The organism is Ruegeria sp. HKCCA0235A, from assembly GCF_013033235.1.
Lineage (GTDB): Bacteria > Pseudomonadota > Alphaproteobacteria > Rhodobacterales > Rhodobacteraceae > Ruegeria.
Window position 1 is genome coordinate 75438 of record NZ_WQDQ01000012.1, and the last position, 14939, is coordinate 90376.

A 14939-nucleotide genomic window follows, 5' to 3' on the forward strand; every position below is an offset into this window, starting at 1 on the left:
CATCCCCATGCGTAGAAAACTCACATCGACTCTTGCTGCCGTCTCCATGATCGGAACCGCAGCTTTCGCCGAACCACAGGCAGGCATCTCGACCGCAATCACCGATATCGCGGCAGGCGCAGACCGCCACGACTGGGCCCGCGTGCGCGACGCGTTTGCCGATACCGTCACGACGGATTACACCAGCCTCTGGGGCGGAGACCCGGTTACACAACCCGCTGATGAGCTTGTGGCGGGATGGTCCGCCTTTCTGCCCGGTTTCGACGCGACGCATCATATGGTGACCAATCACACGATCACCTCTCTGTCCGATACATCCGCCATGGCACAGGCTGATTTCACAGCAACCCATCGCCTTGATAAAGACTTGTGGGTGCTGGTTGGTCGCTATGACTATATCTTGGAGACATCAGACGACCGTTGGGTCGTTACTGCGATGACAATGACGGCACTTTGGGAAACCGGAGATCGTGGGCTTGTGGCTCTTGCCGGCCAGCGCGCTGCCGAGGCGAATTGAGGGAAGCAACATGACCAGTCAGCGCATCGCACTCGTGACGGGAGCCAATCGCGGCATTGGTAAAGAAGTGTCCCGGCAATTGGCCCGAGACCACGGGATGAAGGTTTTGATGGGTGCACGCGATCTGGCAAAAGGGCAGGCTGCTGCGGATGAAATCGGATATGGGGTGGAAGCCTTGGAATTGGATGTCTCAAGTCCGGACTCTGTCGCTGCCGCCTTCTTTTTGATGGTTGAACCTATCTACGGTCGTCTCGATGTTCTGGTGAACAATGCGGGTGTGGACTATGATACCGACCAACAGGTCCACCTCGCCGATCTGGATCGGGTTCGCCGCGCTTTTGATACGAACCTTTTCGGCCCTTGGGATACCACGATTGCGGCGGTGCCACTGTTGCAACGCGGCACGGATGCTCGGATCGTCAACGTCTCATCTGGCGCGGGGTCGCTGAACAGCATGTCCGCCGGCACACCCGGTTACGGCGTTTCCAAAGCGGCTTTGAACGCGCTAACCCTCAAGACCGCTGCCGCGTTGAAACCTCAGGGCATTCTCGTTAACGCCGTGTGCCCCGGTTGGGTCGCAACAGATATGGGCGGCGGAGGACGTCCGATTTCTGAGGGTGCCAAGGGCGTTGTCTGGGCCGCGACCTTGCCGAAAGGCGGCCCGACCGGAGGGTTCTTTCGCGACGGCGTTGCGATTGATTGGTAGGTTTATCCGGGTGCCATAAAATCAATCAGCTTCCTGACCCGCGCGGGCAAAAGGCGACGACTGGGATAGACTGCGAACATATCCCGCGTCAAAGGGATAGTGTCCGTGACCTCAAGCCGTTGCAGGTCTCCGTCCACCATATCCAAAGGCAGCATCGCGACACCCAGGTTGCGGCGGGCCGCCTGAGCAATGACATCAAGGTCCGTTAAACTGTGCGCGGTGTGCTTCAGTTGCAGAGTTTCCCCGCTCTCAAGCACCCAGGGCTGACCAGCTGTCAGGGCGGGCAAAGCAAGAAAGTCCGGTCTGTATATCGGCCCGTCCAACGCACGCTCCCGAATGAAGCCCTGTCCCGCACAAAAGCAATAGGGAACCGACCAGAGCCGTTTCGCGACAAGGCTGGAATCTGTCAACGGGCCGACCCGAAAGGCCACGTCGATATTGTCGCGAAAGAAATCCAACATGATGTTGGTCGTGGTCACCTCAAGTGCCACATCCGGATTCTGCTCCGCAAAATCCAACAGCCGAGGGCCAATGGTCGTGCGCGCGGCCAACGGAGGCGCCGTGATGCGGATGCTCTGGCGTCTGGTATCGTCGGTAAAACCCGCGACACCCTGCAACGACTCAATCGGGTCCTGGCATCGATCCAGAAGGCGGCGGCCCTCTTCCGTCAGGCGAACCTGGCGGGTTGTCCGCTCGAACAGTTTGGTGCCAAGATGGCCTTCCAACTCTGCAATCCTTCGGCTGACCCGGCTGAGGGGTATACCCAGGCGGTCCGCAGCCCTGGAAAAGCTGAGATGGTTGGCGACGACAGTAAACAGGGCGAGGTCGTTGTAGATCATTATTCTAATTTTGGGATTATATCTTCCGATATCAACTATTATCTTCCGATGACGTGACCTCTACCTTCTGCGCAACAGAAGGAGACAGCTCATGCCTTTCGCCGTTGAAATCACCCAGACCGGCAAACCGGACGTTTTGCGCGAAACTGACAAGGCGACCCCGACCCCCGATGCCGGAGAAATCCTGATCCGCAACAAGGCCGGGGCGGTCAACTTTATCGACACGATCATCCGTCGCGGTGAGATGCCCGAGGGAATGATGCCCGATCTGCCTCATACACCCGGAGTTGAAGGGGCCGGATTGGTCGAGGTGCTGGGTGAGGGGGTCGAAGGCTTCTCTGTCGGAGACCGAGTGGCGTGGATGGGGCCGATTGGTGCCGGTGGGTACGGGACCCATTCGGTGATCGCAGCGCCCTATGTCACCCGGCTGGCCGAAACCGTGGACTTCTAAACCTCGGCCGCTATCCCTGTCAACGGGATGACCGCCTATCACATGCTGGTCAATTTGGGTGGCGCAATGGCAGGCAAATCCGTGCTGGTTCACGCGGCAGCCGGGGGCGTAGGGACTATGGCCCTATAGATCGCGAAACATCTGGGCATGACGGTGATCGCCTCGACCAGCACCGACAAGGTTGGGTATGCCAAAGATCAAGGTGCCGATCACGTCATTGATTATCGCACTGAGAACGTCACCGAGCGGGTGATGGAAATCACCGGCGGGTGCGGCGTGGACCTGACACTGAACCCGATTTCCGGAGAGTCTCTGAAATCAGATCTCGATGTGCTGGCGCCTCTGGGTACCGCCGTTCTGTTCGGGTTTCTTGCCGGTCCGCCCGCAGGCAGTTTTGCCAAGGACTTGGCGAAGCACTTCTAGAAATCCGTCTCGGTCCGTGTCAGCGATATATACACCTATTTCGTCAATCGCCCCGATCAGTTTAGCGCGGATATGGCCACAGTGTTTGATCTGCTTGAGACGGAAATTCTGCGCCCGCAGGTCACCGCCCTGCCCATCGCCCAAGCCGCCGAGGCGCACCACCGACTGGAAGCCGGTGAAACCACCGGCAAGCTGGTGCTGGGTATCGACTGATCAATCCAACAAAAAAGGAGCCATAGAAATGAGCGCGGTTTTCGAAACCGCCCTGAAAGGCAAGCACATTGTCATTGTCGGCGGTAGCAGCGGTATGGGGAAGGCAACTGCAAAGATGGCCACCGCCCTCGGGGCAAAGATCACAATCGCAAGCCGCAGTGCTGCCAAGCTGCATGCGGCGGCAGACGAGATCGGCGGCGGGTTGCAGATCGCACAGGTCGATACAACCGATGAGACCGGCGTGAGATCATGGGCTGGTGTACTGGGCCCGGTGGATCACCTGGTGATCTCAGCCTCAAGCGCTGCGCATGGTGCGTTCGCCGATCTGCCCACAGACGATCTGCGTGCCATGTTCGAGGCCAAGTTTATCGGCCCCTATTTGGCTGCGCGCGAAGTGTTGCCTGTGTTGGTCAAAGGCGGCTCCATAACATTCTTTTCCGGTGTGCTCAGCCGCCGCCCATCCGCCGTGGCAACGGGCCTCGGCGCCGTAAATGCCGCGGTCGAGGCGTTGGCGAAGGGGTTGGCGCTGGAGCTGTCCGGACGGGCGCGGGTGAATTGCATCAGCCCCGGCATGGTCGCAACCGAAGCCTATGCCGCAATGTCGGAAGAGGCACGTGAAGGCATGTATGCGCAGGTTGGTGGCAGCCTGCCTGTGGGACGCGTCGGAGAGGCCGAGGACATCGCGCAAGCCGTGATCATGGCGATGACGAACAGGTTTTTAACCGGCTCCGTTCTGGATGTGGATGGCGGCCATCTTGTACGTGACTGACGCCTGACCCAAGTCTGGCGTTAAGAACACAGCCTGCCCAAAACAGCCTTTGGTCTGGCTTTGGTCAAAGTTGGCAAATCGTTTGAAGGCGGTGCGCAAGTTGGGCCGAACGCAAGCACAGGCGCAATTTCTTAGGCTCACGGCTCATCGATTTGCAGCTAAGACAGAACGGTTGCCGCGAGAGCGCTTGCTGAGAGGGAGATCTTCGGGCATCGCTCTCGCTGCTACAGTCCCATTCTGGCTGTAAATCACTGAGATTGGAGCCTAGAAACTGTCCTTTGCACCGATACTTCCGATACTTGATTGGCCGTAGCACCGGCTTGCGTCCGCCCAACGCGCTTCAAGCGTCAGCCACACAAGCGACCCGTCATATCTACACATTTTTCATTTGGGAGTGCCACAAAGCTAAAAGGGACCGTCTCTAACTTTGGCAGTCCCGCTCTAGCGATACAGGTTAAACTATGCACACATCAAAGTCGGTTTTTTATAGCCGATCACTGTAAAGCTATCTTGTGGATTTGGTTTCGCGAATAAGGTGTACAGGCACTCCGAATAAGTCGTTCCACCACCGTACGTGTAGGCGGTAGCGCTGTTTCCATAGCCATAGACATTTGTTGTCGTTGGTGCCGTATAGGACGTCGTGTTGCTCCACTGAAACGCAAAACGTCCATCTGGGAGCTTGACCACGTTATCTGGCTGACCGTAGTCGAGTATTACGTCTGTAATATCTCGCCCGACATATGATTGCATTATTGACTCAGCGCAGCCTGAAAGCACGAGAAATGCCCCGGCGAAAACTAGTCGCTTGAACATTTTCCACTATCCAATTTTTTGTTTTTTGCTTTTTGAAACCTGAAAGTAAGCACTGACGCGAAAACTCTCAAACGGTTTCGAAATGAGACTAACAATTGTTGATGAGTAGAGCCAAGTAGCAACTTGTCGCAATGGACACTTGGTAGCAAATATCGAGCCACAAAGACACTTGGAAATACCCTCATTTAAGTCACTTTTAGGCAGGTTCGGAACTGTATTCCTTTCCACACAATGCACCTAAGCGCCTCATCTAGTCAGGTTACGCGCTTTTGATTGTTGATGCTGGCCAGCCGACGAGTGTTGACCTTCGGTACATTGGAGGAGTACATCACAATCAAGGCAGCGGCTAAAAAGCGCTATAAAATAGGTTCTTTGTTGGGTAGGCATGGGAGTGCGAGTCTCTCATCACCCACCAGCCTTTCCCCAAAAATTCCTGCGCTGTTCCGCATCCGGGGCCAATCATCATTGATGCCGGTCTTGAACGTCTATCGCGAATAAAACCCTTCTCGCAGTTCCTGTCTGAGACGCAGACGCTCGGGGTATTCTTTCAGAAATTGTTCGGGGGGCTTGCCCTCCCAGACTTGCGCGTAAACCCGCATCTTGTTGCCGCCATAGATCTTTTCGAGGTCTTCATCGGAATACCCCCTTGCCCAGAGATCATCGGTGATTGCCGCAAGGATTTTGGCCAGCTCACCGTTGCCGGTCGCCCCTTTGTTGAACGCGTCGATCATGTAGCCGCCATCATCATACATGCTTGCGTTTGCAGTCGCGAACTGCACAACCAATTCAGTCGAGAACATGTCGTCGGTTGCGATCCCAACGTGGTCGACCCCAACAAGTTGGACATAGTAGTCGATCATGTCGGCGGCTTGCTTGGGTGAGATATCTTCAGGCCAAACGCCGTCCATCATCCATTCAGTGAATGTCGGAGACACATAGCCACCCGATTTGGCCGCACGCAGGGCCTCGTCATCGGGAATGGCCCGATAACACCCGCGTGGCGTCGCACCGGGTTCGTTTGCGTAAAGGCCGGCAGGAACCGAATGCGTGTAAACATAAGGCACGCCGGGATAGTTTTCGTCCATGTAGTCCATGGCGTCGTTGGCCGTTTTGGAACCCGTGTGGCTCAGGTCCAGAAGGATGCCGAAACGCACCATTTCATCGATCACCGACTTGCCCCAAGGGGTCAGACCGATATCGCGCCCGTTATAGGCCGCCAACTGCCCCGACCCGGTGCGGAAGATATCGTTGTAGGCCAGGATCATACTCTTGATCCCCATATCCTTGAGCAACGCCATCTTCCTCAGGTCGCCATCCAGAATCGTCGCCGTCTGGCTGTTCCAGATGACCGCCGTCTTGCCTTGTAATTGGGCGGCTTCGATATCGCGGGTTTCATTCACGATCAGGTAATTCTCTGGCTGTTGCGCCATCGCCGACCGGAAGTGGTAGTGCTGATCAAGAAAGGTTTCAAAAGACATATCCGCTGCGGCCAGCGTCATCTCATGACCTGTTATTCCGTTGTCCCGAGCCCGCGCGAAGTAAGTGTGCAGCTGTTCGTCTTCAGTCCAGCCGGTGCCGTAGGGGCTGGCCAACATGCCAAGCACGATTGTGTCCTTCACAAATTGCTTTGCTTCATCCGACGCATCCCATGTCTTGCTTTCCTCGCTCGCGTGCAGCGCGGCACCGGATACGATTGCAATGGCGCTTGCGGCCAACAAAGTTTTCATGACTGAGCCTCCCAAATTGGCTTCGGGTGAGTTGCTGCTTTCGAGCCGCATCAAAAAACGATCCGGGTTCGCAGGCTGAACAATGTGATACTATCCTGATTGGGGTTCAGCAGCGGATTGGAGATGAACTGCAGTGACGGCGTGATTTGCAGACCGGGTGAGATCGAAAAGCGATAGAATGCTTCCAGCGTGAACTGATCGCCATCGATTTTTCTTGCTTCGGCCCAGTTCAAACCCAAACCGGCCAGATCGGTGTTTCGACCGTAATAGCCCAGCCCGGCAGAAACCGAACGATCATACAGCGCTGCAGTGCCTTTCGACGCCCCTGCCCGAACGAATGGCATCCATTTGTTGTCGACAAACCAAGCCGCGGAAAACACGGCCCCATAATCTTCTGCACGGCTGCCATCGTCGGCCGCATCTGCATGCCAGAGGGTCAAATGGACATTGTCGAAATAGATGCGATCAAAGCCCGAAGTGTAACCAATCTCAAACGATTTGAAGAGATTGCCGTCGCTGAACACGTCAAGACTTGGATCAGACGGATCGGCGTTTGCGTCAGCAACGCTGGCAACGGCGTAGAAGTTTTCGCTCAGCTTTATCCCAACGGCAATGCCAATTCCCTGGTTGGGTGTGTTGATTGTCGGGTTGGTGTTGAACGACAGGTTTTGGAACCCGCTGTAGGGGCTGACCAATCCATAGATATCCACAAAGTCCGTCACATCAATCTGGCCGACTTGCAGCGTCCACGCGCCGTTCTCGGCCCTTTGGGTCCAGAACAGGTTGGTCAGCAACAAACCATTGTCGTTGAAGGCAGTCCCGGTGATCGACAATGCGCCTCCGTCCAGCCCAAGGAATTGCGGGGCAACATCGGTGTATCCGTGCCGATCTTCGATTTTGAATGTCAATGAACCCCGCTCGGTTGCCTGCCAACTGCCGTAGACGCGAGCGATTCCACTAGCGGCTTCACCAGTTCCCAAATCGGCGTTCGTGGATTGACCCAACGCCAGGTAATCCACGTTGAACCGAAATCCGCTCTCGGCCAGCCGGTCTTTCCACCGAAACCAACCCGGCGCGATGTTGCGCGGAAATCCGGAACGGTATTGCGGATCGGTCAGGCCATCGCCAGGTTTCAGCTCGGCCTCGACCGAAGAAGGCCCGGACAACCCCTGGGCAGACGCTGTACCCGCGCAGGCAATACTCAATGCGGCAACAAGGCGCCTTATCATTCCGACGCCTTTGCGCCGCCAGTTTTACGATTGCCAGCGGCTCGGGCGCGATCGGCTGCACGCTGCCGCCATTCCAGACCGTCGGCCTTCGTTACCAGCGTTTCAACGCTGTCCGTCTCCAATTTGAAGGTTGCATTCATCGGCACAAGCCCATCCACGACCATCATGTTCTGAACCGAGGGTTCAATCGTCAGCCTACCTGTGAGCCGAACGGGTTCATGGAAGTAACTGGGGGCCCAGTCGTCGTTCAACCGCACCCGGATCATCTGGTTGGGCGGAGGCGGGGGCATGTGGCTGCACATCCCGCGTTCTGGCACCAAATATGCAACCGCTCGCCCGTCCGGATCGTTCGGCGCGGGAATGGCAAAGCCTGTCAGCGTAACACTCTGGCCATCGAGTTGCGGATTTCCGTTTGTTCCTGCCTTTCTTCGCCGCTCTTTCACATCCTCTCGCTGATCGAGCAGCCAGTCGACATCAACGCCACCCTCGGACAAGGCGTCTTCAGTCTCGGTCAGAAGCTCTTGCCATTTCTGTCTTTCCTCAACGCTGCCGACATCCTGCTGCAACCTGCCGCGCAAGCGCACGACAAAGAGGACATCGTCAAACTGTTCAGGGCTGAGATCACGATAAGGGTCATCGAACACCTGCACCGACGGGTCCGGTAGGTCAGACCAGTCAAGCGTCGCATTGGGCGTTGCCATTGCGGTATGACCGCTCAGGACAAAGCCTGCGACAACTGCGGCGCGAAACCAAGGGAACATCAAATCTCTCCAACCGGTTTTGGGGTCAGTCCAGTGTGTTCTTGTATATCACACCGTCTTTCATAATCAGTCGGATCGTTTCCGGGCTTTCCGGCCTCGGGTCGGCGCCAAACCATTGATCCCCGGTTCCAACGACGGAAAAGTCTTCAAGTGGGTTTCCGTCGATCAGCAGGATGTCAGCATAGGCCCCTTCCTCGATCACACCCAGTTTCCCGGCCGTATACGGGTTCATGAAATCGCCGGAAAGTGCTGCGATCTCGCCACCGATCGAGGTCAATGTGACCATCGACTGGTAGGGGCCGAAGAACTCGTTGTTGAGATGCTTTTCATAGGCGATCTGGATGTTGCAGGCCTCTACCGAGCCGACGCAGTCCGTCTGGAAACCGCGCTTGACCGGGCACTCCTTCATGTTCGGGATGTAGTTCGCGAAAGTCGCCGAAGCGGAGATTGCCTTTGCAAGGCTCGTGGGTTGGTTCTTGACAGAAGGAATGTCGAGCAAACCGGGATCGAAAGCGGTGAGGTTCGTGGTGATGTACGCCCCCATTTCATTCATTTTTTCAGCGATCTCACAATCGAACGAAAAGCCATGCTCGATCGACATCACTCCTGCGTTGAGTGCGTTCATGATGGCTTCCTTACGATAGGAATGCGCCATGACATAAGAGCCATATTCGTTGGCGACCTGCACGGCGGCTTCGATCTCATCTTTTGACCCCGCGAGCAGTTGCCAGGGGTCAAAGGCCGACACCACACCGCCCGACTGCATAAACTTTAGTTGCGTGGCACCCATCCGGAAGTTGTTGCGGCCATACAGGTAAATGTCGTCTACGCCGCTGACTTCCTGCGCCATGTTCAGACGGCTGAAGTTCGTATCGCTCCCCGGCGGGGCTGTAAAGTTTCCGAAATCGGCGTGACCGCCCCGCGTACCGATGAACGCCCCCGAAGCATAGTGGCGCGGTCCGACGATCTGGCCAGCGTCGATTGCGCGGCGCAAACCGCCATTGGCCCCACCTGCATCCCTGACCGTGGTGAAGCCCTGCATGAGATACATTTCCGCCATCAAGGCACCGTGAATGGCGAAATCTTCCCATGTCGTATTGGCTTCCATGGCGCCGAGGCTCGGACCCATCAGCATCAGGTGCGCGTGGTTCTCGATGAAGCCCGGCGTAAGTGTACGTCCACCGCCGTCGATCATCGTTGCGTTCGGCGCATCGATCGCCTCGGTTGAAACCGTTTTGATGAGGTTGCCTTCGACGAGCACGCTTGCGTTCTCGATGCGGGCTTCGTTAACGCCATCAAAGACGTGCACATTGGTAAACAGCGTTTGAGGATCTTCTTGATCCTGAGCCAGCGCAGCCGCCGAAAAACCAACACTTGCCGCGACAATGACCGCCGGGCAAAGGGACATTCGCATATTGGTCATAGGGTCTCCCTTCATATTCACGTTTTGCCAAGTGTAGCCCAAAAACTCTTGGGCGGGTTGCCACTTTTGGACTAACATGTGCGAATGTGACCGCAAAAAAGGCCACTGAACGAAACCATTGGTTCAAACAAGGGTGACGGGCGTGCCACTCAACTCCACTTCTGAAGCGCATAGCGAAGGCTTTATCCGCCTCGCGCTGGCCGCCCCGTTTCTGCAATATCTCACCGACCGCAAGATCAATCCGCAACCGGCCTTGGATCAGGTCGGCTTGAAGGCCGACCTGCTGTCCGACCCATCTGTCTATGTCCACTCAGAACTGGTCTATGGTCTGTTGAATGCCTTCTCAGATTTGTCAGGGGATCGATACCTTGGCCTGAATGTAGGAGAGACATTTGACCTGCAAGGATGGCCGCCATTCGCCCGGTCACTGCAATCCTCGAACACTCTGTTCGAGTTTTTTGCCCGGTTCGTAAGGCTTGTTCCACAAGAGTCCAACGCCGTCCGGCACAGTCTTGTCGTGGAAGCAGACAAAGCGATCTATCGGATCGCGCGGCAACAAGAACCAACCGTTCCGCCCGTTCAGGTTACCGGGTTTGGAGCTGCCATCTATGTGCGCCTGTTGCAAAGCGTGGTCGGAAACGCGTGGGATCCGTCCCGGGTGCGATGGAAAAGCAGATACGTCCTTGGCTTGCCTCGCGGTTACAAAGGTATCGAAGTTGGCCTTGGAACCAACCCCGGAATGCAGATCAGTTTTCCTGTGGAATGGTTGTTTCTACACCATGCGGCAGAGGAGTCCGAAGCGCCGCCAGCCACGATTCGGCACAATGAAGACGTCACCGTGGTGGCCGCTTTGCGGTCTGTCTTGCGTGGAAAACTGGATGAGTCAGAGCTGGGGCCGGAGGTTGTGGCCGGATTGCTGGGTATCGAGCCCGAGCGGTTCCTGAAAGCACTTCAGAAACATCAGACAACACTTCCCCGAGAGGTAAGGCGTCTGCGGGTCGATGTCGCCAAGGAGCACCTCAGAGAAAGCAAAATGACAGTTGCCGAGATCGGCCTCATGCTTGGCTATTCCGACAAGTCCCACTTCACTCGGTTTTTTCGAAGCCAGACCGGTGTGACGCCAACCAAATTCCGCCTTGGATAGCACCTGCGCTGCGAATGGGCGGGTTGGCGTTCCACTGCCTCTCTCATGTGTGTCCACCAAGGGATGGCCATGATTTGCGCCTCGTTCATGGATCAAAACCAAGGGTTGAAAAAGCAATTGCCCGAAGACCCTTTCGGCAACGCTTGCGCCGTCACGCATGCCTGTTGCGGCTCGATCGGATGTGATCTTGAAAGCGGCAGGAAAGGATATGCCCTTGAACCGATCCGCAGTTTGTGCAACTTCAAATCGCTGAAAACACCAGGCATCTCTGGGAACCTGTGCGCTTGGCGGCAGTGCAAGACGGCGCTTGGGCGCATCTGCGTATTGGAAAATGCGCTTCGGTTATGCTGAAGATGTCAGGAGTTCGAGTGTCTCTTCACCCACCTTTTTACCTTCTGAATTTCGACGCTCAAACACGGTTGAATCGACGTGGCGGCGTTGCAACCGGTTGCAAGTTCAGGTCGATGATGCATAATGCTCGGGCAATGCCAAACTTACCTGCTTTCCTGCCTCGCTGTTATCGGAGTCCCGCAGCGTGAGTGTAACCCTGAAAGACGTGGCCGCCTTGGCCGGCGTTTCACGCTCTGCCGTGTCGCGCACCTTTACCGAAGGTGCCTCGGTTTCCGCGAAAACGCGCAGCAAGGTTGAAAAGGCGGCCCGTGAGCTGGGCTACAGCCCCAATGCTCTGGCTTCGTCTCTGACGACCGGGCGCACCAAACTGATCGGGTTGATTTCGAACAACTTTCACAACCCGATCTTTCTGGAAGTCTTCGACCAGTTTACACGCGCCTTGCAGGAACGCGGCCTGCGCCCGCTGATCGTGAACCTGACGGACGAGACCGAGCCCGCCAATTCCGTACGCATGCTGCGGCAATATTCGGTGGATGCGGTGATCGTCGCCTCGTCGACCTTGCCGCCCAGCTTTGCCAAGGCGTTCCACGATGCAGGCGTACCGGTGGTGCACACGTTCGGCCGGTCTGCCACCTCGCCCGAGGTGCATGTGGTCGGGATCGACAATGTGGAATGCGGGCGCATGGCCGCGCGCGAGCTGGTCGCGCGGGGTTATGCCAGCGTGGGCTATCTGGGCGGGCCGCAGGATGCGACCTCGTCCCTGGACCGGCAGCGGGGCTTTTTCGAGGAAATGGCCAACCATCCGCAGATTCCCGTCAACCACTCCTTCGCCGGGGCTTATTCCTTCGAGGCCGGCCGGGCCGAGATGCTGCGCCTGCTGGCCGGTGACCCGGCGCAGGCCTATTTCTGCGGCGACGACATCCTGTCGATCGGGGCGCTGTCGGCGCTGGCTGATCACGGGCTGAAACCGGGCACCGATATCGGGATCATCGGCCTGAACGACATGGAAATGTCGCGCTGGGAATATATCAACCTGACGACCATCCATCAGCCGATCAAGCAGATCATCACCTCGTCGGTCGATCTGGTCGAAGAGATGCTGAAAACACCCGACCGCTACCCCGAGGCACGGATATTCCCCTGCCGGGTGGTCGAGCGGGGCACGTTGCAGCCCCGCCCCTGATCAGCGGAACATCGGCGGGCGGGCGTCCTGCCAGGCACCATCTGCTTTGCCCGACGCAACAGCCGCGTGCACCGCTGCGATCGATCGCACGCCATCCGCTGCGTTGGGCAGGCCATCCCGGCTTTCACCGCGGATCGCATCCGCCAGATCGCAATAGATATTGGCAACGGCCAGCGGGAAGCCTTCGGGGTGCGCGATGGCGACCCGAGACAGGCGTTGCACTTCATCATGCAGCCCCCCCTCGCCCTTTTCGATGATCTGGGTGCGCCCTCCTACCGGGGTGTAGATCAACTGGTTGGGTTGCTCTGACGCCCAGCGCAACCCGCCGGTTTCACCAAAGACCTGTATGTCAAAGCCATGCTGGCGCCCGATCGCCACAGAAGATGTCCAAAGACGCCCGACCGTGCCGCCTTCCATACGGAAGTTGATCATTGCATCGTCTTCCAGTTCCCGGCTTGCGATCGTTGAGGCCATATCAGCCGAAAGCGTCTTCACCTCGTCATCACAGATAAAACTGGCCATATGCAGGGCGTGGATACCGCAATCGGCGAACTGCCCGGAAACCCCTGCCATCGCAGGGTCATAGCGCCAGCGCACGCGCGGATTGTCCGCATCGGTGGCATCCCCATGATGGCCGTGGCTGAAATTGGTCACCACAAGACGCACCCGTCCGATCTCGCCCGAGCGCACCATAGCGCGGGCCTGCCGCACCATCGGATAGGCGGAATAGCAGTAGTTCACCGCGCAGATCTTTCCCGATGCTTCGGCGACGCGGACAATTTCCTCACCCTCTTCCACAGTCATGGTCATTGGTTTTTCACACAAGACATTGAAGCCCGCCTCAAGATAGGCCTTGGCGATCTCGAAATGTGTCGAATTCGGCGTGGCGATTGTCACCAGATCGATCCGGTCTTTACGGTCCTTCTCACCCGCCAGCATTTCTTGCCAGTCGCCATAGGCACGATCGGCGGCAACGCCCAATCGCTGCGCGTATTCCCGGCCCGCTTCGGGCCGGTGATCCAGCGCGCCAGCAGCAAATTCAAACAGCCCGTCAGCCTGTGCCCCCAAGCGGTGCGCGGGGCCAATCTGGCTGCCTTCACCACCACCGATCATGCCCCATCTCAACTTAGCCATGGTCATTGTCTCTCATTAGAACTTTTTTGTTTGAGCGATCAGAAATCGCGGATGTCTTTCCATTGACGTTGCTCGGACGATGCCAAGGCGGCGGCAAGCACCCGGTTGACCTCGTGCCCATCGCGAAAGGTGGGCCAAGCGGCTCTTCCGGTGTGAATGGCCTGAAGAAAATCTTTGGCCTCGATAATGATCTGGTCCTGATAGCCTGTTCCGTGGCCCGGACCCTGGCAGAAGGGCTCGTAATCCGGATGCGCCGGGCCGGTCAGAATTTTTGTGAACCCACGGGACGCTTCGGGCCCTACCCGCTTATACAGCCAAAGCGCGTTCTGGTCCTCCTGATCGAACCGGATGGCGCCCTTTGTTCCCGATATTTCATAAGCATAGCCCATTTTTCGCCCCGTCGCGACGCGGCTGAAATACAGGTTGCCCATAACCCCGTTTTCAAAACGGCACATCATCTGGGCATGGTCGTCATTTGTCACCTCACCACCCGGTCGGGTTTTGTGAACCGTTTCAACATCCGCCATCACCTGCGCGATCGAACCAACCAGCGCCAATGCACCGTTGACCATATGCGGTGCCAGATCTCCGATGGTGCCATTGGCCATACCCGTCGTACGCCAGGAGGCAGGGGCGTGCGGGTCGGCATAGAAATCCTCGGTGTGCTCCCCCCGGAACCAGGTGATATCCCCGATTTCACCATTGGCAATAAGCTGGCGGGCGTATTGGGTCGCAGGTGTGCGAACATAGTTGAACCCCACCATGTTGACCGCGCCAGACGCTTCGGCAGCAGCAACCATGGCCAGACTGTCGTCAAGGGATGCGCCCAGTGGTTTTTCACACAAGACCGGTTTACCCAATTCAAACGCCGCTTCGGCAATCTGGCGATGTGTCGATTGAGGCGAGGCGATGACGATTGCCTGAACCCTGGAATCCTCAACCAATACCCGCCAATCATCGGTCGCTTTGTCAAAACCGTAGGCCGTCCTGTAACGTTGGGCGCTTTCGGGGCTGGAGGCACAGATGACCTCGAGCCGGGGTCGCAATGCCGTGTTGAACACCGCGCCGACCGCTGACATAGCCACGGAATGGGCCTTGCCCATATAGCCGCCGCCGACGATTCCAATTCCGATTTCAGGCATCTGCAACGGCTCCGAACATATCATTTGCAACCGGTTGCAAAATCAGTATCGTGTGAATCGATTCAACGCAAGGTCCAAACTTTGCCGACCCATTCTGCCGGAGGACAAAACTTG

Annotated in this window: 14 protein-coding genes and 1 pseudogene; 7 read left to right on the forward strand and 8 right to left on the reverse strand. The window is 57.1% G+C overall.

Going from position 1 to position 14939, the window contains the following annotated elements:
• Positions 1-7: 7 nt before the first annotated feature.
• Both GOW56_RS18460 and GOW56_RS18465 read left to right on the forward strand, forming a co-directional pair.
• Positions 8-517: a nuclear transport factor 2 family protein gene (locus tag GOW56_RS18460; protein WP_171206802.1), complete on the forward strand. Its 510-nt coding sequence runs from the start codon at positions 8-10 to the stop codon at positions 515-517.
• A 10-nt stretch (positions 518-527) separates the two neighbouring features.
• A complete protein-coding gene (locus GOW56_RS18465; RefSeq protein ID WP_171206803.1) occupies positions 528-1223 on the forward strand; it encodes an SDR family oxidoreductase in 696 nt (231 codons plus the stop codon).
• 2 nt (positions 1224-1225) lie between these two features.
• Here GOW56_RS18465 and GOW56_RS18470 read toward each other — a convergent pair whose 3' ends face one another.
• Positions 1226-2062: a LysR family transcriptional regulator gene (locus GOW56_RS18470; protein WP_171206804.1), complete on the reverse strand. Its 837-nt coding sequence runs from the start codon at positions 2060-2062 to the stop codon at positions 1226-1228.
• A 91-nt stretch (positions 2063-2153) separates the two neighbouring features.
• Between GOW56_RS18470 and GOW56_RS18475 the strand changes: the two genes are divergently transcribed.
• The 3 genes and pseudogenes from GOW56_RS18475 (at position 2154) to GOW56_RS18490 (ending at position 3918) form a co-directional block, all read left to right on the forward strand.
• The gene (locus GOW56_RS18475; RefSeq protein ID WP_171206805.1) at positions 2154-2513 is read left to right on the forward strand and encodes an alcohol dehydrogenase catalytic domain-containing protein; all 360 of its coding nucleotides are present in this window, start codon (positions 2154-2156) and stop codon (positions 2511-2513) included.
• A 141-nt stretch (positions 2514-2654) separates the two neighbouring features.
• A pseudogene (locus GOW56_RS21890) lies at positions 2655-3149 on the forward strand (zinc-binding alcohol dehydrogenase family protein).
• A gap of 28 nt (positions 3150-3177) precedes the next feature.
• Positions 3178-3918, forward strand: coding sequence for an SDR family oxidoreductase (locus tag GOW56_RS18490; RefSeq protein WP_171206808.1), 741 nt, complete (start codon positions 3178-3180; stop codon positions 3916-3918).
• 459 nt (positions 3919-4377) lie between these two features.
• Here GOW56_RS18490 and GOW56_RS18495 read toward each other — a convergent pair whose 3' ends face one another.
• From GOW56_RS18495 to GOW56_RS18515, 5 genes are all read right to left on the reverse strand, one after another.
• Positions 4378-4731 (reverse strand): hypothetical protein, encoded by a 354-nt coding sequence (locus GOW56_RS18495; RefSeq protein WP_171615414.1) that lies wholly within the window; start codon positions 4729-4731, stop codon positions 4378-4380.
• Between the two features lie 485 nt (positions 4732-5216).
• A complete protein-coding gene (locus GOW56_RS18500) occupies positions 5217-6458 on the reverse strand; it encodes a dipeptidase (protein WP_171206809.1) in 1242 nt (413 codons plus the stop codon).
• A 50-nt stretch (positions 6459-6508) separates the two neighbouring features.
• Complete coding sequence (locus tag GOW56_RS18505; RefSeq protein ID WP_171206810.1) at positions 6509-7687, reverse strand: carbohydrate porin; 1179 nt, start codon at positions 7685-7687, stop codon at positions 6509-6511.
• Positions 7684-8448 (reverse strand): DUF3299 domain-containing protein, encoded by a 765-nt coding sequence (locus tag GOW56_RS18510; RefSeq protein WP_171206811.1) that lies wholly within the window; start codon positions 8446-8448, stop codon positions 7684-7686. Before GOW56_RS18510 ends, GOW56_RS18505 begins: the two co-directional genes overlap by 4 nt.
• 25 nt (positions 8449-8473) lie before the next feature.
• Positions 8474-9871, reverse strand: coding sequence for an amidohydrolase family protein (locus GOW56_RS18515; RefSeq protein ID WP_171206812.1), 1398 nt, complete (start codon positions 9869-9871; stop codon positions 8474-8476).
• Positions 9872-10013: 142 nt separating this feature from the next.
• Here GOW56_RS18515 and GOW56_RS18520 point away from each other — a divergent pair, with 142 nt between their 5' ends.
• On the forward strand, positions 10014-11015 hold the full coding sequence (locus GOW56_RS18520) for an AraC family transcriptional regulator (protein WP_171206813.1): 1002 nt from the start codon (positions 10014-10016) through the stop codon (positions 11013-11015).
• A 535-nt stretch (positions 11016-11550) separates the two neighbouring features.
• Positions 11551-12549 carry a LacI family DNA-binding transcriptional regulator gene (locus tag GOW56_RS18525; RefSeq protein ID WP_171206814.1) on the forward strand — a complete coding sequence of 333 codons (999 nt, stop codon included), beginning with the start codon at positions 11551-11553 and terminating at the stop codon, positions 12547-12549.
• Here the strand turns inward: GOW56_RS18525 and GOW56_RS18530 are convergent, their stop codons facing one another.
• Complete coding sequence (locus tag GOW56_RS18530; protein ID WP_171206815.1) at positions 12550-13683, reverse strand: Gfo/Idh/MocA family protein; 1134 nt, start codon at positions 13681-13683, stop codon at positions 12550-12552.
• Between the two features lie 38 nt (positions 13684-13721).
• On the reverse strand, positions 13722-14825 hold the full coding sequence (locus GOW56_RS18535) for a Gfo/Idh/MocA family protein (protein ID WP_171206816.1): 1104 nt from the start codon (positions 14823-14825) through the stop codon (positions 13722-13724).
• Positions 14826-14939 lie beyond the last annotated feature (114 nt).

What these genes read in the sequence shown, in the direction of transcription:
- GOW56_RS18510 (WP_171206811.1), bottom strand. Translation starts at nt 8,448, where the DNA reads ATGTTCCCTTGGTTTCGCGCCGCAGTTGTCGCAGGCTTTGTCCTGAGC.
- GOW56_RS18475 (WP_171206805.1), top strand. Translation starts at nt 2,154, where the DNA reads ATGCCTTTCGCCGTTGAAATCACCCAGACCGGCAAACCGGACGTTTTG.
- GOW56_RS18470 (WP_171206804.1), bottom strand. Translation starts at nt 2,062, where the DNA reads ATGATCTACAACGACCTCGCCCTGTTTACTGTCGTCGCCAACCATCTC.
- GOW56_RS18535 (WP_171206816.1), bottom strand. Translation starts at nt 14,825, where the DNA reads ATGCCTGAAATCGGAATTGGAATCGTCGGCGGCGGCTATATGGGCAAG.
- GOW56_RS18515 (WP_171206812.1), bottom strand. Translation starts at nt 9,871, where the DNA reads ATGACCAATATGCGAATGTCCCTTTGCCCGGCGGTCATTGTCGCGGCA.
- GOW56_RS18495 (WP_171615414.1), bottom strand. Translation starts at nt 4,731, where the DNA reads ATGTTCAAGCGACTAGTTTTCGCCGGGGCATTTCTCGTGCTTTCAGGC.
- GOW56_RS18530 (WP_171206815.1), bottom strand. Translation starts at nt 13,683, where the DNA reads ATGGCTAAGTTGAGATGGGGCATGATCGGTGGTGGTGAAGGCAGCCAG.
- GOW56_RS18505 (WP_171206810.1), bottom strand. Translation starts at nt 7,687, where the DNA reads ATGATAAGGCGCCTTGTTGCCGCATTGAGTATTGCCTGCGCGGGTACA.
- GOW56_RS18490 (WP_171206808.1), top strand. Translation starts at nt 3,178, where the DNA reads ATGAGCGCGGTTTTCGAAACCGCCCTGAAAGGCAAGCACATTGTCATT.
- GOW56_RS18465 (WP_171206803.1), top strand. Translation starts at nt 528, where the DNA reads ATGACCAGTCAGCGCATCGCACTCGTGACGGGAGCCAATCGCGGCATT.
- GOW56_RS18460 (WP_171206802.1), top strand. Translation starts at nt 8, where the DNA reads ATGCGTAGAAAACTCACATCGACTCTTGCTGCCGTCTCCATGATCGGA.
- GOW56_RS18500 (WP_171206809.1), bottom strand. Translation starts at nt 6,458, where the DNA reads ATGAAAACTTTGTTGGCCGCAAGCGCCATTGCAATCGTATCCGGTGCC.